This window comes from Paenarthrobacter ureafaciens, from assembly GCF_004028095.1.
Taxonomy (GTDB): Bacteria; Actinomycetota; Actinomycetes; order Actinomycetales; family Micrococcaceae; genus Arthrobacter; species Arthrobacter ureafaciens.
On record NZ_SBHM01000007.1, the window covers coordinates 1,648,930 to 1,674,701 of the forward strand.

24 protein-coding genes are annotated in these 25,772 nt (G+C 64.1%); 12 read left to right on the forward strand and 12 right to left on the reverse strand.

The genetic code is table 11. The features are described 5' to 3' along the window. Both AUR_RS12045 and AUR_RS12050 read right to left on the reverse strand, forming a co-directional pair. The gene (locus tag AUR_RS12045) at window positions 1–777 is read right to left on the reverse strand and encodes an SDR family NAD(P)-dependent oxidoreductase (protein WP_021471188.1); all 777 of its coding nucleotides are present in this window, start codon (window positions 775–777) and stop codon (window positions 1–3) included. Between the two features lie 26 nt (window positions 778–803). Next, window positions 804–1,904 carry an alkene reductase gene (locus AUR_RS12050; protein WP_031216134.1) on the reverse strand — a complete coding sequence of 367 codons (1,101 nt, stop codon included), beginning with the start codon at window positions 1,902–1,904 and terminating at the stop codon, window positions 804–806. Between the two features lie 160 nt (window positions 1,905–2,064). Between AUR_RS12050 and AUR_RS12055 the strand changes: the two genes are divergently transcribed. From AUR_RS12055 to AUR_RS12080, 6 genes are all read left to right on the forward strand, one after another. Continuing rightward, the gene (locus AUR_RS12055) at window positions 2,065–2,655 is read left to right on the forward strand and encodes a TetR/AcrR family transcriptional regulator (protein ID WP_031216133.1); all 591 of its coding nucleotides are present in this window, start codon (window positions 2,065–2,067) and stop codon (window positions 2,653–2,655) included. Window positions 2,656–2,796: 141 nt separating this feature from the next. Next, window positions 2,797–4,332 (forward strand): class I adenylate-forming enzyme family protein, encoded by a 1,536-nt coding sequence (locus tag AUR_RS12060; protein ID WP_062094749.1) that lies wholly within the window; start codon window positions 2,797–2,799, stop codon window positions 4,330–4,332. Continuing rightward, window positions 4,329–5,150 carry a fumarylacetoacetate hydrolase family protein gene (locus tag AUR_RS12065; RefSeq protein ID WP_062098950.1) on the forward strand — a complete coding sequence of 274 codons (822 nt, stop codon included), beginning with the start codon at window positions 4,329–4,331 and terminating at the stop codon, window positions 5,148–5,150. Before AUR_RS12060 ends, AUR_RS12065 begins: the two co-directional genes overlap by 4 nt. A gap of 33 nt (window positions 5,151–5,183) precedes the next feature. Further along, window positions 5,184–6,950 (forward strand): acetyl/propionyl/methylcrotonyl-CoA carboxylase subunit alpha, encoded by a 1,767-nt coding sequence (locus AUR_RS12070; protein ID WP_062094751.1) that lies wholly within the window; start codon window positions 5,184–5,186, stop codon window positions 6,948–6,950. Next, the gene (locus tag AUR_RS12075; protein WP_062094753.1) at window positions 6,950–7,819 is read left to right on the forward strand and encodes an HpcH/HpaI aldolase/citrate lyase family protein; all 870 of its coding nucleotides are present in this window, start codon (window positions 6,950–6,952) and stop codon (window positions 7,817–7,819) included. Before AUR_RS12070 ends, AUR_RS12075 begins: the two co-directional genes overlap by 1 nt. Before the next feature lie 44 nt (window positions 7,820–7,863). Next, entirely contained in the window at window positions 7,864–8,343 is a 480-nt protein-coding gene (locus AUR_RS12080; RefSeq protein WP_062094755.1) for a MaoC family dehydratase, read from the forward strand. A gap of 109 nt (window positions 8,344–8,452) precedes the next feature. Here the strand turns inward: AUR_RS12080 and AUR_RS12085 are convergent, their stop codons facing one another. The 3 genes from AUR_RS12085 to AUR_RS12095 form a co-directional block, all read right to left on the reverse strand. Continuing rightward, a complete protein-coding gene (locus AUR_RS12085; protein WP_062094757.1) occupies window positions 8,453–9,067 on the reverse strand; it encodes a TetR/AcrR family transcriptional regulator in 615 nt (204 codons plus the stop codon). A gap of 175 nt (window positions 9,068–9,242) precedes the next feature. After that, on the reverse strand, window positions 9,243–10,439 hold the full coding sequence (locus AUR_RS12090; protein WP_082694535.1) for an acyl-CoA dehydrogenase family protein: 1,197 nt from the start codon (window positions 10,437–10,439) through the stop codon (window positions 9,243–9,245). 36 nt (window positions 10,440–10,475) lie between these two features. After that, window positions 10,476–10,952 carry a MaoC/PaaZ C-terminal domain-containing protein gene (locus AUR_RS12095; protein ID WP_128397161.1) on the reverse strand — a complete coding sequence of 159 codons (477 nt, stop codon included), beginning with the start codon at window positions 10,950–10,952 and terminating at the stop codon, window positions 10,476–10,478. A gap of 245 nt (window positions 10,953–11,197) precedes the next feature. On the opposite strand from AUR_RS12095, the gene AUR_RS12100 reads away from it, so the two are divergent. Continuing rightward, complete coding sequence (locus tag AUR_RS12100; RefSeq protein WP_062094760.1) at window positions 11,198–12,547, forward strand: MFS transporter; 1,350 nt, start codon at window positions 11,198–11,200, stop codon at window positions 12,545–12,547. 68 nt (window positions 12,548–12,615) lie between these two features. Here the strand turns inward: AUR_RS12100 and AUR_RS12105 are convergent, their stop codons facing one another. Beyond that, on the reverse strand, window positions 12,616–14,430 hold the full coding sequence (locus AUR_RS12105; protein WP_062094763.1) for a thiamine pyrophosphate-requiring protein: 1,815 nt from the start codon (window positions 14,428–14,430) through the stop codon (window positions 12,616–12,618). A gap of 68 nt (window positions 14,431–14,498) precedes the next feature. Further along, a complete protein-coding gene (locus tag AUR_RS12110; protein ID WP_062094765.1) occupies window positions 14,499–15,524 on the reverse strand; it encodes a LacI family DNA-binding transcriptional regulator in 1,026 nt (341 codons plus the stop codon). Window positions 15,525–15,650: 126 nt separating this feature from the next. Here AUR_RS12110 and AUR_RS12115 point away from each other — a divergent pair, with 126 nt between their 5' ends. Both AUR_RS12115 and AUR_RS12120 read left to right on the forward strand, forming a co-directional pair. Then, on the forward strand, window positions 15,651–16,835 hold the full coding sequence (locus AUR_RS12115; protein WP_062094767.1) for a Gfo/Idh/MocA family protein: 1,185 nt from the start codon (window positions 15,651–15,653) through the stop codon (window positions 16,833–16,835). Between the two features lies 1 nt (window position 16,836). Then, entirely contained in the window at window positions 16,837–17,832 is a 996-nt protein-coding gene (locus tag AUR_RS12120) for a Gfo/Idh/MocA family protein (protein WP_062094768.1), read from the forward strand. An 82-nt stretch (window positions 17,833–17,914) separates the two neighbouring features. Here AUR_RS12120 and AUR_RS12125 read toward each other — a convergent pair whose 3' ends face one another. The 4 genes from AUR_RS12125 to AUR_RS12140 all read right to left on the reverse strand — a co-directional run bounded on the left by AUR_RS12125 (window position 17,915) and on the right by AUR_RS12140 (window position 21,162). After that, entirely contained in the window at window positions 17,915–18,703 is a 789-nt protein-coding gene (locus AUR_RS12125) for a TIM barrel protein (protein ID WP_062094770.1), read from the reverse strand. Then, window positions 18,700–19,857 carry a Gfo/Idh/MocA family oxidoreductase gene (locus tag AUR_RS12130; RefSeq protein ID WP_062094772.1) on the reverse strand — a complete coding sequence of 386 codons (1,158 nt, stop codon included), beginning with the start codon at window positions 19,855–19,857 and terminating at the stop codon, window positions 18,700–18,702. The genes AUR_RS12125 and AUR_RS12130 overlap by 4 nt, the downstream gene beginning before the upstream one ends. 73 nt (window positions 19,858–19,930) lie before the next feature. Beyond that, window positions 19,931–20,143 carry a hypothetical protein gene (locus AUR_RS12135; protein WP_062094774.1) on the reverse strand — a complete coding sequence of 71 codons (213 nt, stop codon included), beginning with the start codon at window positions 20,141–20,143 and terminating at the stop codon, window positions 19,931–19,933. An 80-nt stretch (window positions 20,144–20,223) separates the two neighbouring features. Further along, window positions 20,224–21,162, reverse strand: coding sequence for a LysR family transcriptional regulator (locus AUR_RS12140; protein ID WP_062094775.1), 939 nt, complete (start codon window positions 21,160–21,162; stop codon window positions 20,224–20,226). A 238-nt stretch (window positions 21,163–21,400) separates the two neighbouring features. On the opposite strand from AUR_RS12140, the gene AUR_RS12145 reads away from it, so the two are divergent. The 3 genes from AUR_RS12145 to AUR_RS12155 all read left to right on the forward strand — a co-directional run bounded on the left by AUR_RS12145 (window position 21,401) and on the right by AUR_RS12155 (window position 25,537). Further along, complete coding sequence (locus tag AUR_RS12145; RefSeq protein ID WP_062094777.1) at window positions 21,401–22,528, forward strand: PrpF domain-containing protein; 1,128 nt, start codon at window positions 21,401–21,403, stop codon at window positions 22,526–22,528. Window positions 22,529–22,560: 32 nt separating this feature from the next. Beyond that, window positions 22,561–24,003, forward strand: a complete 1,443-nt coding sequence (locus tag AUR_RS12150; RefSeq protein WP_062094779.1) for an SLC13 family permease — start codon at window positions 22,561–22,563, stop codon at window positions 24,001–24,003. 535 nt (window positions 24,004–24,538) lie between these two features. Further along, the gene (locus tag AUR_RS12155) at window positions 24,539–25,537 is read left to right on the forward strand and encodes a LacI family DNA-binding transcriptional regulator (protein ID WP_062094781.1); all 999 of its coding nucleotides are present in this window, start codon (window positions 24,539–24,541) and stop codon (window positions 25,535–25,537) included. 30 nt (window positions 25,538–25,567) lie between these two features. Here the strand turns inward: AUR_RS12155 and AUR_RS20310 are convergent, their stop codons facing one another. Then, window positions 25,568–25,738: a hypothetical protein gene (locus AUR_RS20310; protein WP_164888679.1), complete on the reverse strand. Its 171-nt coding sequence runs from the start codon at window positions 25,736–25,738 to the stop codon at window positions 25,568–25,570. Window positions 25,739–25,772: the final 34 nt, after the last annotated feature.

Genomic DNA, 25,772 nt, shown 5'->3' on the forward strand with positions numbered 1-25,772 from the left:
TCAGCCTTGGGCGGGGTCGAACAGGCGGAAGACCTGGGTGGCCCCGCCGTCGATCACCAGGTCCGCGCCGTTGATGCTCCGCGCATCATCAGTCAACAGGAACGCAATCAGGGCGCCGATCTCATCGGGGTCCACGATCTTGCCTGTGGGTACCTTGTTGGGAACCTGGTCGCGCACTTCCCGGATCACCATGGGTGTGTCCACTACGCCCGGGCACACGGAATTGACGGTGATGCCGGTGCCCCAGAAATCCACCAGCAGCGAGCGGGTGAGGTTGGAGAGCCCGGCCTTGGATGCGGCATAGCTCGGGTAGGGGTAGCCGGTGGTCCCGGCAATGGAGGAGACGTTGACAATACGGCCCCAGTTGGCGGCGAGCAGGTCCTCCGCGAAGGCTCGGATGAGCGCAAACGGCCCCACCAGGTTGATGTCGATCGCCCGTGAGAAGGACGCGACGCTGTGGTCCAAGAGCATCTTCCGATCCAGGATTCCGGCAGCGTTGACCAGTGCGTGGACCTCACCCACCGTCTCGTTGACAGCGGCACGCAACCGCTCGACGTCGTCCTCCCGCGTCACGTCCGCGGCGAACGCATGAGCGTTGATTCCTTGTGCGCGGAGTTCGTCGACGGCGGCTTGGCAGCGTTCCAGGTCCAGGTCGACGCACACCAGCGTGTGTCCGGCGTTGCCCAGCCGCTTGTTGATACCGCGGCACATACCGCCCGCGGCTCCCGTAATCAGCACATTGAGGTTGCGCTGCGTGGCGGTGTTTTGCTCGGACATGGTCTGGTCCCTCTCTGGTCCGGATTTCAGTTGGCAGTTTGAAGTGCGGGATAGTCTGTGTAACCCTTGGGCCCGCCGCCGTAAAGGCCTTCAGGGCGGAGCCCGGCCAGCTCGGCACCCAACCGGACCCTCAGCGGCAGGTCCGGGTTGGAGATGAAGAGCCTTCCGAAGCCCACGAGGTCCGCTTCCCCGGATCCGATGGTCGCTGCCGCTGTTCGCGGTGTGTGCCCGCCGGTGACGATGACGGGACCGTCGAAGAGTGCGCCCAGCTCGGAGCTGGTGATGGGTTCTGCGTGGTCGGCGCTGTCCACTGCTCCGGCGATTCCCGGCTCCACCAGATGGAGGTAGGCGAGGCCGCGCGGGCTGATGCTGCGGACCAGGGCACAGTAAAGGGCGCGCTTGTCAGGATCGAAGACGTCCATCCACGTTGAGGATGGCGAAATGCGCACGCCGATCCTGTTTGCAGGCACATGGGAACTGACGGCGTCGATGACCTCGTTGAGGAAGCGCAGACGGTTCTCCACGGATCCGCCGTATTGGTCGGTCCGTCGGTTCGAGCTGGAGTTGAGGAACTGGTCGAAGAGGTAGCCGTTTGCCGCGTGCAGTTCCACTCCGTCAAAGCCGGCAGCCATGGCGTTGCGTCCTGCCACGGCGAACTGCTCCACGATTTCCCGGATTCCGTGGATGCTGAGCTCACGCGGCTCTTCGAAGGGGACCCGGCCCTGCGGGCTCCTGTACTGCCATCCCGTGATGGCGATGGCCGACGGCGCGCAGGGCTTGCCGCCGTCGGGCTGCACGGAAGAATGGGCCTGCCGTCCCACATGCCACAACTGGGCATAGACCGCAGCTCCTTGGGACTTTGCCGCTGCCACCACGGGCCGCCAGCCCTGTACTTGATGCTCTGAATAAAGCCCGGGCACCCTTGCGTAGGAAGCGCCCTGCGGTGAAACCACCGTGCCCTCGCTGATGACCAACCCGGCACCCGAGCGCTGACGGTAGTACTCCGCCATGAGGGGAGTGGGGACGCCGTTGTCCCCGGCCCGGCTTCGCGTCAGGGGCGGAAGGACCATGCGATTGGGCAGGGTCTGGCCGCCAAGGTCCATTGGCTGAAAAAGCTGATCGAACAAGACACACCTTCAATCCAAGGAGTACGATCGTTCGTACGTTCAAGTTTCAGTGAACGAGGTTGTGACAGGAAAGTCAACATGCGCGCCCGCCCGCCCCACGCTGCAATCCGGCGTGGCGGACAAGGAAAAATGCCGGCGCATCACAGAAAAGGTGGCAGCAATGACGGAGCTTGTGGAGCGGAGCAGCGCCGAAGTAATTCGGGCCGAGGCCGCCAAATTGTTCTTCGAGCGCGGGTATGACGCCACCAGCCTGCGCCAGGTTGCCGCGGCGTCAGGGCTCCGCGTGGGGAGCCTTTACAACCACATCGACAGCAAGGAGCACCTGCTGCTCCAGATCATGGGCGGCATCATGAATGACCTGATGGCTTCCATGAAGCTGGCGATCGACTTCGACGGTGATGCCGTCGCCAGGCTTCGGGCCGCCCTGGCCGCGCACCTGAAATTCCATGCTGAGCGCGCCCGCGAAGTCTTCATTGGCAACGCCGAATTGCGCTCCCTTTCCAAGGAAGCGCGGGACGTGGTGATCGCCAAGCGCCACGAGTATGAACTGCTCCTGCAGGACCTGATCGAGGAGGCCGGCCGCGCGGGGCTGGCCGATGTGGTGGATGCGCGCCTTCATGTTTACAGCTTTGTTGCCCAAGCAACGCACATTGCAGGGTGGTTCAAGCCGGGCGGGCGCATGTCCCTGGACGAAATCGTGGAGATCTACACCCGCATGGCCCTCCGTGAGCTCCGCGTCGAGGGTGCCTGAGCCCACATCCTTCAAAAACCCGCCTAATTCTCTGTGGCACATTGCACAAACGCTCGTTCGGACGTACGCTTGTTCGTATCGAAGGAGTTGCCAATGTCGGCAGCTTTCTGACAGCAGATTTTTGGTTCCAGAGAGGCAACGATGCGAACTATTGGAGACTGGATCCGGCTGAACAGCCGACGCAATCCCGCGAGGGAAGCGTTCGTCGGCGTCGACGGCAGAGTCACCTTCGGCGAGGCCGCCGAGAGGGCGTGGCAGTTGGCCAGGGGACTGAGGGACGCGGGCGTGGTCCACGGCACGGGCGTGGGAGTACTGGCCGGAAATTCAGTGTTCAACGCCGAAGCCTTCTTTGGTACCGCCGCTGCCGGGGGTGTCTACATCGCCTACAACTGGCGGTGGGCCCCGGCTGAGCTGGCTGCAGGGATCCTGGAAACGGAAGCCAAGGTCATCCTCGCCGAGGAAGCGCACCTTCCGCTCCTCGAAGAGGCGTTGCAGATCCTCGCCGAAGGCGACAAGGAACTGCCAATGGTGGTCCGGCAGGGTCGCGAGATCGAGGCGCTTCGCGTCGGCACCGGCCCCATCGAAGATGTGGCCACACCTGAGTCGGCTCTGTGCATCATCTACACCGGCGGCAGTACGGGTACCCCCAAAGGCGTCGTATTGTCCCACCGCTCGGCCATGGCGAACGCGATTAATGAAATGTACGACTGCGGAGTCGGCAGCCGGGAAAACGAACGCGGACTGATTGTCACTCCGCTCTTCCATTCCGCAGGCCTGCTGTGCTGGCTCGTGCCACATTTCATCGCGGGCGCCACGAGTGTCATAGCGGAGAAATTCACTGAAGAATCCGTGGTTGACCTGGTCGGCCGGGAGTCGATCACCAATACGTTCATGATCCCCAACATGATGCGCAAGCTCATGGACACGGGCGTCCTTGGCGATCCGGCTATCCGCAAGAACCTGAAGGCCGTGCACACCGGCGCCGGCTTGCTTCGCATGCCGGACAAGCAACTCTTTACGGAAATGCTCCCTGGAACGGAGCTCTATTTCCGCTACGGCCTCACTGAAGCCGGTCCCATGGTCACCAGGCTCAAGCCCTCGGACATGCTGGATCCTGCGGTGGACGGCTCGATCGGTACGGAGTACTTCCTGGTGGAAGCCCAGCTGCAGGATCCCTTGGGACAGGAAGTGGCTCCTGGAGAACTCGGCGAGATCTGCGTGCGCGGGCCAGGCATCATGACCGGCTACTACGGTCGCCCGGATGCCACGGCAGAAGCAATGCTGGGTGGTTGGCTGCACACCGGAGACCTCGCTACCCGCGATGAACGCGGCTACTTCTACTTCCGCGACCGCCTCAAGGAAATGATCAAGACGGGCGGGGAAAATGTGTACTCAGCCGAGATCGAGCAGATCCTGCACATGCACCCCTCCGTCCTGGAGGCCGTCGTCGTCGGTGTTCCGGATCCCAAGTGGGATGAGGAAGTCCGGGCTGTCGTGGTATTGCGCAGCGGAGTCAGCGTCGATGCCGCAGAGCTCTCGGCGTTCCTTCGCCAGCACCTGGCCGGCTACAAGATCCCCAAAAAGATGGTGTTCATGCGACCGGAGGAACTGCCCCGGTCCGCAGCAGGAAAACTGGTGAAGAGCCAGCTCAAAGTAAATCTGGGATGGAACGCATGAAACTGGCAACAATCCGCACTGAAAACGGAACGCGGGCGGCAGTGCTCGACGGCGGCAAGCTGGTTCCGCTCGACTTCACCGACGTGGGGGCCTGGCTGAGGGCCGGGGCTCCGGAGTGGTCGGGATTGGCGGCCGGCTCACCCGTCAGCCCGGACGACGCCGACTTCGCGCCGGTGATTACCGAACCGCGGAAGATCATCTGCGTCGGGCTGAACTATCGGGACCACATCCTTGAGATGGGCCGGGAACTGCCCGAACATCCCACCCTGTTCGCCAAGTTCTCCGACTCACTGATCGGAGCGCACGACGATATCGTGCTCCCGCCCGGCTCTGCCAGCGTCGATTGGGAAGCGGAGCTGGCCGTGGTTGTCGGCACCACCGTTAACCGCGCGGACCAAACTGAGGCGAGGAACGCCGTCGCCGGTTTCTCGGTAGCCAACGATGTCAGCGCCCGTGACTTCCAACGCCGCACGCCGGAGTGGCTCCAAGGCAAGACGTTCGACCAAACCACACCCCTGGGCCCCTACTTCGTCACCTCGGACGAGACAGGAGCTGAGCCGGACCTCGATATCAGCTGCTCCGTGGACGGGGTCACCAAGCAGCACTCTCGCACAGGGGAACTGGTCTTCGGCCCGGTGGAGCTCATCCAATATATTTCGGCCATCACCACGCTGCGGGCCGGAGACGTCATCCTCACCGGCACCCCGGGCGGGGTTGGAGATGGAATGAACCCCAAGGAGTTCCTTGAGGCCGGTTCCATCCTTGAAACGAGCATCAACACCCTCGGCTCCGCGAGCAACCGCTGCGTCCTCCGCTGACGCCCCGACTTTAAGACACGACAAGGAACCACCATGTTTAGCAAAATCCTGATCGCCAACCGTGGCGAAATTGCCGTACGGGTCATCCGCAGCTGCCGTTCGCTTGGCATCAAGTCCGTGGCTGTCCACTCCGAGGCCGACTCTGCGTCGATGCACGTCCGCGAAGCCGATGAGGCCGTGAACCTGGGTGCAGGCGCAGCCAGCGAGAACTACTTGAACATCGAGCGCATCATCGGCGCAGCCCTGGAGACCGGCGCAGAGGCGATCCACCCCGGCTACGGCTTCCTCTCTGAAAACGCAGCCTTTGCCAAGGCTGTGGTGGACGCCGGACTGGCATTCATCGGCCCCAGCCCCGAAGCCATCTCCACCATGGGAGAGAAGGTGGCTGCCCGCGCTGTTGCGGTCGCCGCCGAGGTGCCTCTTGCACCCGGCTCACGGGACGCGATCTCCGGTGCGGCCGATGTGATCGCTTTCGGCGCACAGCACGGCTACCCGATCCTGGTGAAGGCCTCTGCCGGCGGGGGAGGCCGTGGCATGCGCCTCGTGGAGTCGGAGGAGCAAGCTGAGGAAGCCGTAGCCGCAGCGGTCCGTGAAGCGACCGCAGCCTTCGGCAACGGGGAAGTTTACTTGGAGCGGTACCTGACCAGTGCCCGGCACGTAGAGGTGCAGGTCTTCGCGGACAAACTGGGCAACACCGTCTACGTGGGTGACAGGGACTGCTCCGTGCAGCGCCGCCACCAGAAGCTCGTCGAAGAGTCACCGGCCCCGGGCCTGTCCGCGGAACTGCGTGCCGCCATGGGGGCCGCCGCAGTCCGGCTTGCCGAGCAGGTCGGCTACACCGGAGCAGGAACCGTGGAATTCCTGGTGGAGGGGGAGAACTTCTACTTCCTGGAGATGAACACCCGTATCCAGGTGGAGCACCCGGTCACCGAGATGGTGCACGGCGTGGACCTCATCGCGGAACAGATCAAGGTTGCCGCCGGCGAGGAACTCAGCATCCGTGATTCGCTGGTGCCGCAGGGTGCCGCCATCGAGGCCCGCATCAACGCCGAAGATGTCGCCGGCGGACGATTCCTCCCCGCTCCGGGACTCATCGAGGAGCTGAAGGCACCTGAAGGCGAGGGGCTCCGTTTCGATGCAGGCTACCAAAGCGGTGACGAGGTCCTGCCTTACTACGACAGCCTGATCGGCAAGCTCATCGCCTACGGCCCGGACCGCGAGACCGCGCTGGCCAGGCTGGAACAGGGACTCCAGGAACTGCTCGTCCGCGGCGTCCCCACCACCGTCCCCGCCTCGCTGGCAGTCATCCGGCACGAGGACTTCAAATCGGCTCAGTTCACCACCCGCTGGTTGGAAGAGAAGGTCGACTTCTCGGAGGAACCGGAAGAAGAAGAACCACTGGCCCGCAACGAGGTTGAGGTGGGCGGCCGGTTCTACATCATTCCGCAGTTCTCCGACCGCCCGGGAGCTTTCGCGGGCGCCACGGCTGCGTACCCCGCCGCTCCCGCCGAGGAAGCGTCGGCCGGGCAGCGGACACGCAGCACCCGGGCCCGCGGCAAGGGCAAGGCCAGTGACGGCAGCGTCAAGGCCCCCATGCAGGGAACCATCATCAAGGTCAACGTCGAAGAAGGCCAGATGGTAGCCCCGGGCGATGTCCTCTTCGTCCTTGAGGCGATGAAGATGGAGAACCCCATCCAGGCGCCGGCGGCCGGCATCGTAGGACCCATCCACGCAGTGGTCGGCGATTCCATGGCCGCAGGAACCCTGCTTACCCAGCTCGTCCTGGAAGGTGCAGCCTGATGAAGCCCTTCCGTTCAATCCTCTTTGTCCCCGGCCACAAGCGAAGCTGGATCGACAAAGCACTGGCCTCTGAAGCCGACGCCATCATCATCGACCTCGAGGACTCCGTTCCGGAAGCGGACAAGGCCTTGGCGCGGGCCAACGCCAAGGACGCCCTGGACGCCCACAGCAGTGACAAGGGAATCCTGATCCGTCCGAACGCCCTGGACACCGTGCACTTCGGCAAGGACATCGCGGAAACCACGCACGCCAGGCTGACCGGTTTCCTGCTGCCGAAGCTCTTCTCGCGGGATGATGTGGTCCGCTTCGACGCCCTGGTATCCGCCGGCGAGATCCTGAATGACGTGCCCAAGGGGACCGTGGAACTGATTCCTTCGCTGGAAACGGCTGCCTCCATCAACAAGGTGGACGAGATCCTCGCCGGCCCACGGGTGGGTGGAGTCATGGCAGCGGCCGCGAAGGACGCGGACGTCTCCCGCGAGGTGGGCTTCGCGTGGACGGCCGAAGGGATCGAAACCCTGTACCTCCGCAGCAAAGTGGTGGTCGCGGCGCGTTCTGCCGGGCTCCGCAGCATCGTCCTGGGCCTCTGGCAGGAAGTCCACAACCTTGAGGGGCTGAAGGCCTTCGCCTCTGCCAACCACGGGCTCGGCTACACGGGGCAGGTGTTGATCCATCCTTCGCACGCGCCCGTGGCCAACGAATCGTACGGACTCTCCGACTCCATGCGGGGCTACTACCAAGGCCTTGTGGAGGCATTCGAGGAAGGCCAGCGCCAGGGACACGGGGCTGTTTCCTACCGCGGCGACCACATCGACCTCGCCCACGCCAACCACGCCCGCCAGGCACTCGCCTTCGCGGGCAGCAACTAAGCACCAACTGGCCACCAGGCCCGATAACTTACAGGAGACACACCATGGCCGGAATGTACTACGAAGACTTCCAGGTAGGCGAAGTAATCCGCCACGAAGTCACGCGGACCGTCACCGAGACGGATAACCTGCTCATCACCACGCTGACCATGAACGTGCAGCCGTTGCACCTGGACGCTGAGTTCGCGGCCAAGAGCATGTACGGCAGGCAGATCGTCAACAGCATCTTTACGTTGGGCGTTGTCACCGGCGTGCCCGTCCAGGACACCACCCTCGGGACCACCCTGGGCAACCTCGGCTTCCGCGACATCGAGTTCCCCAAGCCGGTCTTCTTCGGCGACACCTTGCGTGTGGAGACGGAAGCTTTGGACAAGCGGGTCTCCAACTCACGGCCGGAAACCGGAATCGTGGGTATCGAGCACCGCGGGTACAACCAGAACAACGAGCTCGTGTGCGTCGTCCGCCGCACTGCGCTCATGAAGCGGCGCGAGACGGCTCCGGTAGAAGCAGTCGCCAGCGCATAGTCTCTCGGGGCGCCTGGTGGGGCGCCCCGAGGATCCACCAAGAGATTCGGGCCGGTCAGCAGTTGCTGACCGGCCCGAATCATGCGATTTACGACGGCGGCACCGCGGGCTAGTTGGTCTTGTCCACACGGGCGTCGGCGTCGGGAACGTTGAGTTCACGAAGGGCGAGCTTGGTGTAAACGGCCACGATCTCGTCGAGTGACATCCGCCCCCCCGGCTTGAACCAGCCGGCAATGTGGGTTGCCTGGGCAACGATGCTGTAGACGTGGATCCGGGGATCGATGACCTCGGCGAGGCCGGCACGGCCTGCTTCTTCGATGAGGTCCTGAAGGAACTGTTCGTATTCGGTGCGCTTGGCGATCACCACGTTGCGGGCGTCGTCGGAAAGGGAACGGAGCTCGGCGTTGCCGATGAAGACTTCCTGGGCGCGCTCGGCGTGGAACTTCAGGTGGGCGGTCAGTGCTGCCTGCAGCTTGTCCACAGCGTCGCCGTCGATCTCGATAGCTTTGCGGGCGCTGTCCAGGAGGTCATCGATGATGCCGCCCATGATTTGCAGCAGCAGGTTTTCCTTGCTGTCGATGTGGTTGTACAGGCTCCCCACCATGAGGCCGACGGCCGAGGCGACCTGCCTCAGGCTGGTTCCGTCGTAGCCGCGTTCGAAGAACAGCTTTGCTGCTTCTTCGCGGATGGCCTGCGCGGTTCCGCGCTCAGTCGTTGCAACCATGTGGCGCCACCTATCGTCGTTTTCGCTTGCTCAAAGTTTAACGCACGGACACTTGTTTGCCTGTGATGCGTTGGCCCCGGAGGAGGCGCGCACAGCAAGCAAACAAGTGTCCTTCGACGGCGGAACGCTGGTGGCGTCCGGCGGCTGTCTTCAGATTTTCCTGGGTTTGCCCGACTCAGTACGACCGGGGGAGCCCCAGATGCTGCTCTCCGATATAGTTCCGGATCATGTCATCGGTCAGAGGGGCAAAGGTGTAGAGGCGCGCATCGCGGAAGTAGCGCTGCATGGGCAATTGCCGCAGGAATCCCCATCCGCCCATGGCCCGCATTCCGACGTCAGTGACGGTGGTGGCTGCGTCGGCTGCGGCCAGCTTCGCCATCGCCGAAAGGGTTTCATCGGCGCCGGCCAATTCGTCCGAAGCCAGGGCGGCTTTTTCGAGCAGGAGCCTGGCGCTCTCCACTTTGACGCTGCTGTCTACCAGCTTGTGTTGCAGGGCCTGAAAGGCACCAATGGGGCGACCGAAGGCATGGCGTTCCTTCACGTAGCCCACGATGTAATCCAAGGCTCCCCGCGCGATTCCCAAGGCAACAGCGGCTCCGTTCAAGCGCTCGCCATTGAGGGTTCCCAGGACGTGGCGGAAGCCCTTGTCTACGTGGCCGAGGACCAGTTCGGCAGGGACACGCACATCCGTGAACTGGATGTCGCATTGTTCCAAGGCGCGGATGCCCATGGTGTCGATGGACTGGGTCTCGATTCCGGGCGTGCTGCGCGGAACGATGAACATGGTGATTCCATCAATGGAGGAGCGCTGTATCCCGCTGGTGCGTGCGAGCACGATCAGATAGTCGGCATCGGATGCTCCGCCGATCCACTTCTTGGCGCCGTTGATCACGAAGGACCCGTCCGGCTGCTGCACGGCCTTGGTGGTCATGGCCCGGGCCACGTCCGTTCCGCCGGCAGGCTCGCTGAGGGCGAAGGACATCTTGGCATCGCCGGCGAAGAGCGGTGCCAGGAAGCGTTCCTGCTGCTCAGGGGTGCCAAAGGAATGCAGCAATTCCACACCCATGTACTGGACTACGAAGCTCACGCCCATGGAGGTAGCGCGGGCACCGAGTTCCTCGAGGACGATCGTTTGGCTGCGGTGTTTGGCCTTGGCGCCGCCGATCCGCGACTCAAGCTGGACGAATCCGGCCTTGGCGAGTGCCCGGAACAACTCGACGTCGTAGGTTTCGTCCTCGTCATGGGCGATCAGGCTTTCCTCGGTCACGTGTTCCTCGAGGAAGCTGACAAGGCGGGCCCGCAGCTCTTCAGGGGATTTGTGCTTGTCGCTCTCGACCCGGGAAGACGCCTGGTGTTCTGTGGTGATGCTCATGGAAGTGTCCTTGCTGTGGTGCTCTTGCCGCAGGAATCAGCGGCGCTTGATCAGGAAGCTGCTGGAGAAGGTCATGACAGTGCTGCCGTCCTGCTTCAGCACCGTGTAGTCGATAGTCCAGAGGCCCGAGCCGGGCTTGCTGGTCTCGCGTGCCTCGCTGACGATTGCCTCGACGTGGATGGTGTCGCCGATCAAGACGGGCTGGACCGCGCGGACAGCGTCCAGGCCAAGCCACGCGATGACATTGGTGAAGTACCCGGTCTGCGTCATGAGGCCCAGGCCCAAGGAGAGAGTGAGCGGACCATGACCGATCCTCTGCCCGAAGGGGGTCCGGGAGGCATACTCCTCATCGAGGTGGAGGGATACCCAGTCGCCGGTCAGTCCGGCCCACTGAACCAGATGGGCTTCGGAAATAGTGATTCCCGGACTCTTCAGCCGATCGCCCGTGACCAGGTCGTCCCAGAAATGGTCCGGGCGTCCCTTGACGAGTCTTTCCTGTACCTGCTCGCTCATCTGCTCTCCCTTAGGCATCGACGACGGGAGTCCAGCAACGTTCGCCGCTGAACCTTCACTACCAAGCACTACCAAGCATAGACTAACGGGCGTTCGTACGGAATGCTTCGCGGCTTCCCGAAATTCGCTCTTGCGTGCGACTCAGGTCACACCTACACTAAAAACGAACGCTTGTTCTTACCGGAAATCCTCTCAGGCAGGTGCCCGGCTTAAAGTTGGCTTATCAACAACGCAAGGAAGTTCCAATGTCGGAATTAGCTAATCCTGTTCAGTCCGCGCCTGCCGCAGGCGATGCAGCAACCCTTGATCCCAAGACGTCACGCCGGGCCGTCGTTAGCGGCACTTTCGGAACAGCGCTGGAGTGGTTCGACTTCGCCGTTTACGGCACACTGTCCGCGACCCTCTTCCCCCAGCTGTTCTTCCCCAGCTTCGATACGAACACCGCCATTCTGGCTTCATTCGCCACGTTCGGTGCGGGCATGGTGGCCCGTCCCCTCGGTGGCATCGTCTTCGGCGCCCTGGGCGACAAGATCGGCCGTCGGAACGTCCTCATGTTCACCTTGGTCCTGATGGGAGCATCGTCCATACTCATTGGCCTGCTGCCCACCTACGCGGTTGCAGGCATCATTGCACCGACCCTGCTGGTGTTCCTCCGCTTCATGCAAGGCTTCGCCCTCGGCGGCGAGGCGACAGGCGTCCAGGTTCTCGTCGTCGAGCATGCGCCAACAGCGCACCGCGGACTGTACGGCGGAATCCTGGCCACAGGTTCCCCCCTTGCGCAAACCTTTGCTTCCCTCACGCTGACCGGTCTGGCTATGTTCCTCTCCAAGGAAGACTTCGCCTCCTGGGGCTGGCGCGTTCCGTTCCTCATGGGTGTCCTGCTGCTGGTTGTAGGCGTTTTCATCCGCCGTCGCATCGAGGAAACGCCGGCCTTCAAGGAAAACCAGAAAAAGGCAGCCGAATCAGCTGTTCCGCAGGAGCGAGCGCTGGCCGTCATTGCAAAGAAGCCCGGCACGGTCATCAAGCTCGTTCTTTCTTGGGCTGCTTCCGCAGGCCTGTTCTGGATCAGCGTCACCTACGCCGTGAACTACCTGACCAAGGAACTCGGCTACGACAACTCCATTACTTTCGGTCTGCTGCTCATGGCCAACCTGGTCTCCATTCCGGCCGCAGTGCTGGGCGGACGCCTGAGTGACCGGATCGGACGGAAGAAGACCTTCCTGCTCGGACTCACCATGCAGGGCATTGCCGCGGGCACCATGTTCCCGATCATGAACTCCATAAATTTCCCGGCCAGCGCTGCCATCATTGCGCTCGCACTGTGCGGTATTCAGGTCACGGCAGGCACGCAGGCCGCCTTCTTCTCCGAGGCCCTGCCGACGTCCATGCGTTACACAGGCTCCGCACTTGGGATGACCATGGCCGGCCTGATCTTCGGTGCCCCGATCCCCTTTGTCGCCGCCTGGATCTTCCAGAACACCGAAAACGGCACCCTGGCCCTCACCTGTATCGGACTGGGCCTGGTGATCCTGTCCATGATCGCCACCATGCTGCTCCCGGAGCGCTACAAGCGGTCCCTTCACGAAGAGCACTAATTCCGCCCAAGAGGACCTTCGGGGCCGTGGACTTGCCCAGGCAGGCCGGCTCCGGAGGTCCTTTTGCTTTAGGACCCTTCCCTCAACCGGGCCTCTCCCTCCGCGTAAGCGTCCAACAGCTTCCGGGCATAGGCGCCGTCCGCACCTTCCTCGTCCAAGGCCGACTGCATGCCTTCGAGCTTCTGCTCACCGGCGGGGAAGGGCGGCAGCAGGGGAGTGTTGGGATCCGTCAGCACTTCCAGCACGGCCGGCCTGTCCGCTGCCAGGACTTCGTCCCACGCGGCGCCAAGCTGTGTGGGGTCGTCCACAGAGACACCCTTCAGGCCAAGCAACTCCGCATATGCGGCGAACGGGAAGTCCGGGAGCTCCTGGCTGTCGTTGAAGCGGGGTTCGGTTTCCGTTTCGCGCTGCTCCCACGAAACCTCGGCGAGATCCCGGTTGTTGAAGACGCACACCACAAAACGGGGATCCGCCCAGTCCCGCCAGCGGTGCGCCACGGTGATCAGCTCAGCAACGCCCAGCATCTGCATGCCGCCGTCACCCGCCAATGCCACCAGGGGCCGGTCCGGGTGGGCGAGCTTCGCAGCCAAGCCGTAGGGGATGGCGCAACCCATGCTGGCGAGGGTTCCGGAAAGGTGCGCCGGGACTCCCTGCGGGAGGGTCAGCTGGCGCGCGTACCAGTAAACGCAACTTCCGACGTCGACGCTTACTTGTGCGTTCTCCGGGAGCCGGCCGTTCAACTCGCGGACCACCAGCTCCGGGTTGACCGGGCTCGCGGCAATCCCGGCGCGTTCCGCCGACAACTTCCGCCAGGCGCGGACTTGGTCTTCGACGTCGGCACGCCACCGGGCGCGTTCGGCCTCCTTTTCGTGCCCCCTGGCAGCCAACCGGGAAGCGAGCTGTTGGAGTGTCTCGGCGGCGTCGCCTGCCAAGCCGACTTCGACGGGGTAGCGGTTGGCGATCTTCCGCCCGTCAATGTCGATCTGCACCGCTCTGGCCTGCCCGGGCTTGGGGTAGAACTCCGTCCAGGGATCGTTGGATCCGACGATCAGCAGGGTGTCGCAGTTTTCCAGGAGATGGCCGCTCGCCGTGGTCCCGAGGTGCCCCATGGTGCCCGTGGCAAAGGGGAGCGTTTCGTCCATATAGGGCTTGCCGAGAAGGCTGGTGGTAATGCCGGCATTCAGTTGTTCCGCCAGTTCCACCACCTCCTTCTGTGCCTTGCGGGCGCCCTGGCCCACCAGGAACGCCACCCGTTCGCCTTGTGCGAGGATCTCCGCTGCGGCATCAAGGTCCTCGTCCCGCGGCACTACCCGGGCCGGGCGCCAAACGGGGGCAGTGACCACAATGCCGTGCTCGGGTTCGAGCTCCGGGGCTTCGGCTGTTTGGAGGTCGTGAGGAACGATCACCACGCAGGGAGTCCGCGTTTCCAAGGCGGTGCGGAACGCCCTGTCGATCAGCATGGGGACTTGTTCGGGGGAGCTGGCCAGCTGGGCAAACTGAGCGGCGACATCCTTGAACAGGGTCAGGAGATCGATCTCCTGCATGTACGCAGAACCCAGGACCGTGCGGCTTTGCTGCCCGATGATCGCGACCACCGGCACGCCGTCCATCTTTGCGTCATAGAGGCCGTTCAGCAGGTGAACTGCGCCGGGGCCCTGGGTGGAAGTGACCACACCCACCCCGCCGGTGTATTTGCCGTGGCCCACCGCCATGAAGGCCGCAGCTTCCTCGTGCCGGGCCTGGACGAATTCCACCTCGCCCTCGGAGCGGCGGAGTGCTCCCATGAAGCCGTTGATGCCGTCCCCGCTGTAGCCGAACACCCTGTCCACGCCCCAGGCCTTGAGGCGTTCCACGATCAGATCCGAAACCGTTCGCTGAGTCATGAGGCTATGGTAAGCATACTTATTGATTTGGCGGGAGGGCCCCCAGGTGCCACCCGTCCCGGGCGGCGTCACCCCTCCCGGGGCGCGTCCCCCGAGGACCCACGCACCTGCAAACGGGACGGCACCTGATGCAGGCGGGCCGGAAGATCGGGCGTCGTCAGCCGTTCGAGGATGAACTTTCCGGCCTCGACGCCCACCGCGAGGTTGCCGTTGTCCACGGAGGTCAGCGAAAGATGGCGGATCTTGGCGAGGTAGGTGTTGTCGTAGCCAACCAGTGAGAGGTCCCCGGGTACAGCCAACCCTTGGTCATCCGCGGCCGATAATGCGCCGATGCAGGCGATGTCGTTGTACGCGAAAATCGCGGTAGGGCGTCCCGGCCTCGAAAGCAGGCGGGTTGCGGCCGCGTAGGCCGACTCCTCGCTTACCCCGCCGGACACGACCACCGGTTCCAGTCCGGCGTCGAGCATTGAGCGCTCGAACGATTCCCGCCGCAGCCTGCCAACGATGCCGGGCCCTTGCAGGTGCGCGATTCTCCGGTGACCCAAGTGCAAAAGGTGCTCGGTGGCTTGCCGGGCGCCGGCGTCGTCGTCATTGACCACAATGTCCACCCCGGGAAGTTCAGGTTCGCGCGTGCCGGCCAGTACCACCGGAATGTTCCGCGAGGCAGCTTCGATCGCGGCGGACTCGAGGGTTGTACCCACCACCACCAGGCCATCGATGCGCTGTTCCAGCAGCGTCTCCACGGAGCTCCGGCCTACGCGGTTATCCGTGTACGAGTCGGCCAGGACCGGAGAAACCCCTGCGGCGTGCAGCGATGCCGTGAGCCCTTCCAGCAACTCCACGAACCATGGATTCCGGATGTCGTTGAGCATCACGCCAACAGTTCCGCTGCGCGGCCCGGACAAGCGCTGGGCCAGGCGGTTGGGCCGGTAACCCAGTTGCTCCATGGCTTCCAGGACAGCACGACGGCGGCTCTCGCTCACGTTAGCGGAGCCTTGGAGGACCAGCGACACCAGGGACTTGGAAACGCCGGCAGCACTCGCCACATCACGGATGGTGGGTTTTGGTGCCGCCACTTTGGGCGCGTCAGTCACGGTGCTGCTTCCTCTCGGTCCGGCGGAATCGGCTCGATCTTCAAGCTTAGGGGTTGACGAGACCCTGTTCCTCACTCCAATATGGACCGGTCCAAGTAAATTCCAAAGAGTCAATGAGGATCTTGTATGAGTGCACCGAATTCGCGGCAGTTGGTCGCCGGGATGGTAGGCGGGGGGCCGGGGGCCGACATCGGCAAGACCCACCGCTACGCCATGCGGCTGGACGGCCACTACGATCTGCGGGCCGGGATCTTCGGCCGTGACCGGAGCAATTCCCGGCAGGTCGCCGTCGAACTTGGCGTGGCCGCGGACCGCAACTACGCTGACGTCGCGGAGATGGCAGCCGCTGAGGCGGCCCGCGAAGACGGCGTGGATGTGGTGGTGATCGCTACGCCCAACGACAGCCACTTCCAGCTCGCCAAAGCCTTCCTGGACAAGGGCATCTCAGTGGTGTGCGAGAAGCCGTTGACCCAGGACTCCGCCACGGCTGCGGAGCTCGTCCGGGTCGCGGACCAAAACCATGCAATCCTCGCGGTCCCGCACTGCTACTCCGCCTACGCCATGGTCCGCCAGGCCGCGCGGATGGTCCGCAAGGGCGAGCTGGGCGCCATCCGGTTTGTCGACGTCGAACACGCCTCCGGCTGGGCGGCGACGCCGCTCGAAGAACTCGGCCACAAGCAGGCCGGCTGGCGCACCAACCCGGACATCGCCGGTTTCCCGAGCGTGGTGGGCGACCTGGGTACGCATGCCTTCCACCTCCTGCGCTACATCACGGGCCTCGAAGCCGAGCGCCTGTCCGGGCGGCTGCAAACGTTCGTGCCCAACCGTCGCGTCTTCGACAACGCCACCGTGGAACTCGAGCTGACCGGCAACGTCCCCGCACGGCTGTGGGCCAGCATGGCTGCCACCGGCCACAACCACGGCCTCCGCATCCGCGTTTACGGCGAAAAGGGCAGCCTCGAGTGGCTGCACGAGGATCCGCACCACCTCAAGGTGCAGGACCTCGCTGGTGCCACCACCATCCTCACTCACGGTCTCAGCACACTGCACGACGACGCGTCCCGGCTCACCCGGGTGGGCCTCGGCCATCCGGAAGGCTTCCTTGAGGCCTTCGCCAACTTCTACTCAGACCTCGCCGAGTCCCTGCGCGCCCGCCGTGACTCCACGCCACTCCCGGAGCGTGATCTCTCCTTCCCGACCGGCATTGACGGCCTGGTCGGTGTCCAGTTCGTTGAGGCCGTCGCCGCCTCCCACAACGACGATTCCGCGTGGAAAGTCCCCGCGTTCGCCCTCGAGAAAGCAGTTGCCTGACATGCCCCGTTTCGCCCTTCTGGGAGCCGGCTTCATCGGTTCGGTCCATGCCGCCAACCTGGCCGCCCACCCCGGCATCGATTTCCGCCTGGTGTACGACGTTGACCAGCAGCGGGCGGAGGCACTCGCCGTCGCGCACGGAGCCGTAGCCGCGACCTCGCTTGAGGAAGTCATCGACCCATCCCGGATCGATGCTGTCTTTATCGCCTCCTCCACCGATACGCACGCTGAACACCTGCGCCGGGCTGCCGCCGTCGGAATTGCCGCTTTGTGTGAGAAGCCCATCGACCTGGACCTTGACCGCGCCCGGGAAACCGCGGCGTTCGCGCAGCAGAGCGGCGTGGCCGTGATGGTGGACTTCAACCGCCGCTTCGATCGCGACTATGCCGAACTCAAGCGCGTGGTGGACTTGGGGGAGATCGGCAAGGTGGAGCTCATCCAGCTCACCTCCCGCGGACCGTCCATGCCGCCGCTGTCCTACGTGGCCGTCTCCGGCGGCCAGATGCGCGACCAGACCGTCCACTTCTTCGACCTCGCGCGGTGGCTTTCAGGCTTGGATCCGGTGGAAGTCTTCGCAACGGGTTCGGCTCTGGCTGAGCCGGGAATCGCGCAGTACGACGACGTCGATACCTCCGCGGTCACGTTGCGGCTCCCCGGAGGGGCCTTGGTCCAGATCGATTCCGTGCGCCGCACCGGTTACGGGTACGACGAGCGGATCGAGATCATGGGCTCCGAGGGAATGGTGGAAGCCCGCCGGCACCGCAACGGCGCAGTCTCCCGGTACTCCGGTGCGTCCGTGGTGGACGATGGCCTCCACCCCGGCTGGTTCGAACGCGTCCAACCGACGTATGCCGCAGCGTTGGCGGCGTTCGTGTCCTCCCTCGAAGGCGGTGCCGCCCCGATCCCGACCCTGGACGACGGACTGAAAGCCCAAGCCATCGCCGAGGCCGCCACGCTCTCCCTGCGCTCCGGCCGCATGGAACCCATCAAGTACTAACCCAACTAGGTCGCATTTGTGCGCGTTTTGACGGCTCAGAACGCGCACAAATGCGACCCAGTTGGGAGGGGTGGGGGCAGGGTTAGGCGAACGCGGCGCGGAAGGCCGACAGTGCTGCGTCGCCTGCCTCGACTCCCTGGCCGCCGATCGCACCCGCCTCCATGCCGATCACTCCCGCATACCCGGCGTCCCGTAGTGCCTTGGCGATGGCCGGGTAGTTGATTTCTCCTGTCCCGGGCTCGAATCGACCGGGAACGTCCGCCACCTGGATCTCCCCGATGTCCGGCCCGGCCGCACGGACCAGTTCGATCAGGTTCCCTTCGCCGATCTGTGCGTGGTAGAGATCCAGCATCATCTTCACGTTCGGATGGTCCACTGCCCGCACCAACGCAAGGGTGTCCTTTGCCCGCGCCAACGGGATACCCGGGTGGTCAAGGGTCGTGTTGAGGTTCTCCAAGGCGAACGTGATGCCATGCTGTTCGCCCAAGGCGCCGAGCTTCTCCAACGTGCGGAGCCCGGTCAGCCACATTTCTCCCGTGGACCGGTGGGTGGGCCGGACGGCACGTCCACCTTCGCCCAGTTCCGCCGGGTGGACCACCATTCGTTCCACCCCCAGCTCCAATGCGGTGGGGATCAGCTTCTCTGCCGAGGCCAGCACTTCATGGGCATTTGAAGGATCGACGACGCTGCCGCCGAAGTAGCCGCTCATCGACGAGAACCGGGCTCCCGTCGCGGCGAGGGCAGGGATGTCCTGTCCACGGGTGTCCCACAGTTCCACGTCGAAGCCGTGGTCGTGGATCCTGCGCACCCGGTCGATCAGGGGCAGCTCGCCGTAGACCATCTCTGCGCAGACTGCCAGGCGGAAGCTCATGCTCCCTGCAATTCCACGAAGCCCTGCAATTCCACGGCACCTTCGGCGGCCCGCAACTCTGCAATGTCGGACACCTCAACAGGCAGGCCGGTTGCCGCGGACTTGACCGCGGCCAGCGCCACAGCCAAGGCATTCCGCGCGTCCACACCACCCGGCGCTGCCACGGCGGCAGGCGCAGTGGCCGCCGTCGTACCCTCCGGTGCATAGCCCCGCCGAACGGCGACGTCGTGCACAAAGTGCGCAAGTTCGGCCGTGTACGCGTCACGGAACAGATCGATGTTCAGCCGCGTGGTGTCCGAGGTGACCCCTGCGGCCGTAAAGCTGGTGGCGTTCGTGGCCTGCGGCGAACCCGCCGTGACCATGCCGGCGGAGCCGAAGACCTCGCCGCGGACGTCGTATCCGTAGAGGGCGTTGAAATTGGCCTCCGCCACGGCGATTGCGCCGTTGCTGTAAGTGACGGTCACGACGGCGGTATCCAGCAGGCCGTCCGGCTTCGCCTCGGGTGCCACCAAGGCATCCGCAACTGCGTGGACCTTCACGGGCACGGCGCCCGGGTTGAGCCAGTTGAGGGTGTCGAAGTCGTGGATCAGGGTCTCCAGGAAGATGGTTCCCGGTGCGATGCGTTCAGGGTTCCTGATGCCGGCCTCGGTCCCGGGGTCGCGCGTCAGCGAGCGAAGCAATTGCGGGGTCCCCACCGTGCCGCTGTCGATCAGTTTGCGTGCGGCCGCGAAGTCGCTGGAGTAGCGCCGGTTGAAGCCGAAGCGGAGTACGACGCCGGCGCTCGCCGCTGCGTCGATGGCGGCGTCGAGTTCATCCAGGGTGGCGCCGCCGGGCTTCTCGCAGAAAACGTCCTTGCCCGCGTGTGCGGCGGCCGTGATGAGGTCGGAGTGGAAGCGCATGGGTGCGGCGATGAGGACCGCATCAACGTCCGGATCCGCGAGGACATCCTGGACGTCCGTGCTGATTTTTCGAACACCCAAGGTGGAAGCGAGTTCCTGAACTGCGGGAAGAACGGGATCGGTCATTGCTTCAAGGTGTGCTGTTGGAATGCGCTTGGCAATGGACTCGGCGTGGAATTTGCCGATCCAGCCTGCGCCGATCAAGGCAACGCGTACGGGCTGGTCTGCGGCGGCGGGGTGATGGAGGTAGCTCAACGGGACTCCTATGCTTCTAGATCGTTCTAGTGGAATCATGGTGGCACAGGGACCGTCGGCTGTCTAGATCGTTCTAGTCGTTCGGCGCCGACTTTCGGGCGGCACTCTTTTTTGTTGTCCGAGTGGCCAGAAGGATATGGAGGACGGGCGCCAACAGCAGGAGGAGCATGATGCACACTGCTGCTCCTAGCCCGGTGACCAAAACCAGCCCGGTCATGAGGAGGACGTGGACATCCAGCTTCTCAAAGGTGGGGCTTGCCAGTGCAACAAGAAAAAGGGGTTTCACCGCACACGCTCCTGCACCGCAAAGGTTGTCGTTAATGGACCAGTAGGTTGCGGGGGCCGAACGTGTTGGCGTTTCGCGCCTTAGAGGTAATCCCCTGCGTGCTTGTTTGCCAGTTCCATGAGCGTGGATTGGAACGCTACTTCTGCCGGAGCGTAAACCTTGTCTTGCCGCTGCGCGAGCAGGATGCGGCGCATAGGTGCGGCGTCCCCCAGGTGGATGACCTTGACGTCGGGGTGTTGCAGGGCCACGGCGGTCCGGGGGACCATCGCCACGCCCATGCCGACGCTGACCATCGCCTGCGCCTCCTGGTAGTCATTGGCGAGGAAGCCGATGGACGGTTCAAAACCGGCGTCGTGCGCCGAGCGTTTGAGCACTTCCACAACGGGGTGCGCCTCGGCGCGGACAATCCATGATTCCTTGCTCAACTCCTCCATGCGGACTTCGTCCCGCTCAGCCAGGGGGTGACTGCGGGAGATGAGAAGGACGGTGCTTTCCTGGAAAACCTCGGTGACGCGGATCGCGTCGTCGTGAAAGCGGTTCCAAGGGTAGTCCCACAGCAGGCATAACCCCGTGACGCCCGACTGCAGGTCGGAGACGAGTTCGTCGAAGCGTGCGCTCCGGAGTGACAGTCCGATTGCGGGGTAGCGCTTCTTGAAGACCCGGATCACCAGGGGAAGGAAGGACCCGGCCAGCGTGGGAAAGGTCCCTACCGCCAGTGACCCGCGCTTGAGTCCGGCTATCTGGGCAAGATCGGCTTGGGCGGCCATCATCTGTTCAACGATCTTCCGGGCGTGACCCGCCAGGACCTGCCCCGCCTCCGTGGGGACGACGCCCCGGGAGCGGCGGTTGAGCAATGGCTGTCCGACTTCCTGCTCGAGCTTCCGGAGTTGCTGCGAGACCGCCGACGGCGTGTACATCATCAATTCCGCCGCTGACGTGATGGAGCCCTGCTCAACCACTTCCACCAGGAGGGCCAGGCGTCGGATATCAAAAAGACTTTGGGAATCATCGTTAAGCAATGCTTTACCCCTCCTCAGGATTGGTTCATTCTATGCATTCACGGGGTTGATCCCGGCACTTCAGTACCGATTCTGACGAAAGAGGGGGGTTCCATGCCGGCGTTCTGTGCTTTGCTGCCAGTGAATGAAGCACTGCTACATCCCCATCAAGAAGTCCAACATTGTCTTCATTTGTGATCTGGCTCATTCTCGAAATATCCCCTCAACACCCGGGGCGTCGAGAAGCAAGGAATAGACCATGAAGATCCAAGCAGAATGGATGCGCGGCGGCACCAGTAAGTGCTGGGTGTTTGAATCAGCACAGCTGGAGAAGACCCAAGCAAGCCCGGATGTCTTGCTTCCGCGCCTCTTCGGCAGTCCGGACCACCGCCAGATTGATGGCGTGGGCGGAGCTACCTCCACAACCAGCAAGGCGATGATCCTGCACAGGCCGCAGGCCGGCGATGTAGATGTCGAGTTCACTTTTGCCCAGGTAGGCATCGAGGAAGCGGCGGTGGACTGGGGCAGCAACTGCGGCAACTGCTCGGCCGTGGTTGGCCTGTACGCGATCGAGAAAGGCTGGGTGGTTCCACGCGGTGACGTCACCCGAATCGTCACCCGCAATACGAACACCGGGCAGATCATCATCCAACGGATAGCCACCCCGGATGCCGGCCTTCCTGCCGAGCCCCTGGCGGAAATGCCCGGAGTGCCGTTCCCCGGACACCAGGTGGGGCTTGGATTCCTGGATCCCGCAGGCAAGACCACCGGCCGCCTCCTCCCGTCCGGCGCGGCGATTGATGCCCTGACGGTGGGCGGCACCACGTGGAACGTCTCGATGGTGGATGCCGGCGCTCCGGTGGTGATCATCAGGGCCGAAGACCTTGGCCTGGATCCGGAGGCGTACGAATCCTGGTTCGGCGGCGTCGAGCTGCTGCTGCAAACCTTGGAACGGATCCGTCGCCAGGCAGCCGTGCGCATGGGCCTGGCCGCAACGGCCGGCGCGGCGGCCAGGGCCATTCCGAAGGTCGCCATCGTCGCTCCTCCGCCGTCCACCGATCAAGGGAGTGACGCCGGCATCATGATGCTGTCCATGGGTAAGCCCCACCCCGCGCTGGCGATTACAGGAAGCATTGCGCTCACGCTCGCAGCCAGGACGCCAGGCACGGTAATGCATCGGTTCCTGGGAGGTTTCGCATCGCCGACGCTCCGGTTGCGCACTCCGGCGGGCGTCATCGAAACATGGAGCGAGGAACGGGACGGTTCCCTGCTCGTCGGCGTGGACCGGACGGCCCGCACCATTGCCTCCACCACCATCCATCTCCCCGAAACCCTCGATATCAAGGCACCCGAGGCAGGGGCTTCCCTTGCCGGCGCTACTCGATGACGAGGCCGCTGCTCAATGAAGAGAGAGCCATCATGACCACAAAGATTGCAGAAAAGACCACCCCAACCCCCGCGTCGCAGGACCAAACTGCGCCACCCAAGCGTCGTCGTCGTATTCTTCTGGTGACGGCAGCCGTCATCGCCCTTCTGGGCATGGCCGCCCTCCTGTTCGGGGGTGTCCCGGGCACCTCTTCGGCCGCCTCGGATACGGAGCCGACCATGACCATCACCCAGATCATTCCCTTGGTCATCCTCGTCGTGATGTTCGTCGTTGCCACCAAGTGGCCGCTCAACATCGGCGTCATGGGCCTGGTTGCCTCGTTCGGCGTGGGCTACTTCGTCCTTGGCATGACGGACAAGCAGATCCTGGAGGAATTTCCCGCCAGCATCGTCCTGACCATCATTGGTGTCACCTACTTCTTCAGCATGGCGCAACGCAACGGGTCCATCGACATCATTGTGCAGAGCTGTGTCCGTCTTGTCCGCGGCAAGACCATGATGCTTCCGTGGGTGTTCTTCCTGATGGCCGCTGCCCTGACGGCGCTGGGAACCTTCTCTCCTGCAGCAGTAGCACTCCTGGCCCCGGCTGCCCTCGGCCTCGCCTACGAGTCCCGCCTCCACCCCGTCCTGATGGGGGCCTTCGTCATCAATGGTGCCCACGCCGGCGGTTTCTCGCCGCTATCCGTGGCCGGCGTGCTGGTCCACGACATCGCCAACAAGAACGGTTTCCCCATCGACCAGGGTGCGCTCTTCCTGGCCAGCTTCGCCCTTAACTTCATCCTGTCCGCGCTGACGATCGTGCTGTTTGCGCTCCTCGGCAAGCTCCGGGACAAGCATTCCAACGAATACACCGCCCTGGACACTCCGCGCATCGGACGGCCCACGGGGCAGCAGTTCTTCACGCTGGCCCTGATCGTCGCCATCCTCGTTTGCACCTTGGGCTTCCACATGCCGATCGGGTTCGTGGCCCTGTCCGCAGGCCTGCTGCTGGCGTTCGTCAACATCAAGGAACACCAGACCTTCATCGGTGGCGTCTCGTGGTCCACCGTCCTGCTGGTCGCCGGCATGATCACCTACGTCTCCTTGCTCCAGCACGTCGGCGTGATCGATACGCTGGCCGAGATGGCCCTGGCTCTTGGAGCGCCCCTGCTGATTGCCCTGGTTCTTTGCTACGTCATTGGCGTCGGCTCGGCGTTCGCATCGTCCACCGCCCTGTTGACCGCATTTATCCCCATGGCGGGCCCGCTGCTGGCTACCAGTTCCCTCAGTGCGTCGGGTACGGTGGCGGCCCTTGCCATCGCTGCAACCGTTGTGGATGTATCGCCCTTCTCCACTGACGGAGCCCTGGTGGTGGCGAACGCCCGGGAAGCAGACCGCCAGCGCGTCTACCGCCAGCTGATGATGTACGCCGGCGGAGTTGTCCTCGCCGCTCCGGCCCTCGCTTGGGCGCTGCTGGTTCCCACGGGAATCATGTAGCAGCCACAGCCCGCCGGACCTCCGTCCGGCAGGTGCCAAGGGGACCTGCGTTCCCACGCAACAGGAAACCCGACGGTCGGGTGCAGGTCCATCATCGGCACAAAACGAAGGCAAGGCGACCCCTGGTCGCCTTGCCTTCGTTTTGCCCTGAGACCCGCCCGGCGCTCCCTCCCTCTGGTCCCGGCCAGGAACACAGAATCCTGCCCCTCAAGTGCCGTCCGGAGGCAGCGCCAAAATATTGCTCAGAACCCAGCGTCACGATCCCGCGAAGGTGCACACATAACCAGTGCCCTAGTCGTTGAACCGCGTGCTGCGCCGTCGCCCTTTTCGGCCCATGCCGCGTGATCAACGCTGAGTTAGCAGTGAGGGATGTGGCGGGTTCTGGGGCCCGCCCGGGGCGCCGTCACTGCGTATAACCGGGCTAGTGCGGTCGGTCGTCTGAGTCGCGGCCGGCCGCACGTCTATCCTTGAACGCAGACCTGCGGGTTGAGTCTTAGATCGTTCTATAGACTGGCTCTCCGAGCAGAGGAGGGCCATGACCGGCAAGCGGCCAACGTTGATGGACGTCGCGGAAGCGGCGGGTGTCTCCCGCGCCCTCGTATCCATCGTCATGCGGGACGCCCCCGGTGCATCCGAAGCCACGCGGCGCAAAGTCCAGGAAGCAGCCCGGCTGCTGGGCTACCGCCCGGATAGCCGCGCCCGCCTCCTGCGGAGCAGCCGTACCAGGCTCCTGGGGGTGACGTTTTCAACCTCGCACGCCTTCCACGCCGAAATCGTGGACGCGGCGTACGCGGCGGCGGGTCAGCGTGGCTACGAGCTTGCCCTGAGTGCCGTTACCCGGGACCGGACGGAAAATCACGCTGTTGAGGCGCTTGTGGACTTGGGCTGCGAAGCCTTGATCATGATCTCGCCCACCCTGGATGAACAGGAACTTGCCGGGTTTGCCGCGCGGCTTCCCGTGGTCAGCCTCCTCCGTGACGACGTAGGGGAGTCCCTCGACTCAGTCAGCAGTGACGACCGCGAGGGAATCCGCATCGCCCTGGGGCACCTCACCTCGCTGGGCCACACGCGAATCGCCCACGTCGACGGCGGCAGCATGGTGAGCGGTCCGCAGCGCCGGGAGGCCTACCTTGCCGAAATGGCCGGGCTGGGCCTGGAACCAAGGGTGATTCCGGGCGGTCCCACCGAAGAGGACGGAATACGGGCCGGACGCGAACTGCAGGACAATCTGCCCACCGCCGTGCTCGCGTTCAATGACCGCTGCGCACTGGGGATCCTGGAAAGCCTCCGCGCATCCGGACTCCGCGTTCCGCAGGATGTTTCCGTGCTGGGCTATGACGACAGCCAGTTCGCCCGTTTGAGCTACATCCGGTTGTCCTCGATCAGCCAGGACGCGCCGCTCCTGGCGAGTGCCGCCGTCGACCGTGCCATCCAGCGCTTGGAAAGTACGACGCCGGCCGCCCACCTTGTCCGGATCCCTCACCTGGTGGTTCGCGGCACCACCGGGCCCGCGCCAAGCGGCGGGACCCGCTAGCGCGCTACCCCTGGTTGTGCGGCAGCTGGGCTAAGCGTCCGACGGCGGGGTCTCGCCGTCGTCTCCTGCCTCGCCGCCTTCAGCGGGGTCCTGGGTGTGTGCGCCTTCGTCCTCGGGCTGCCAGCCTTCGGGCTGTCCTTCGGCCGGTGCGTCGGTGTGGTGGCGGGGCTGCTGTTCTTCGGGCGTATCGGTCGGGTTCACGGGGGGCTCCTTCGATCGGACCAAATCAGGCACA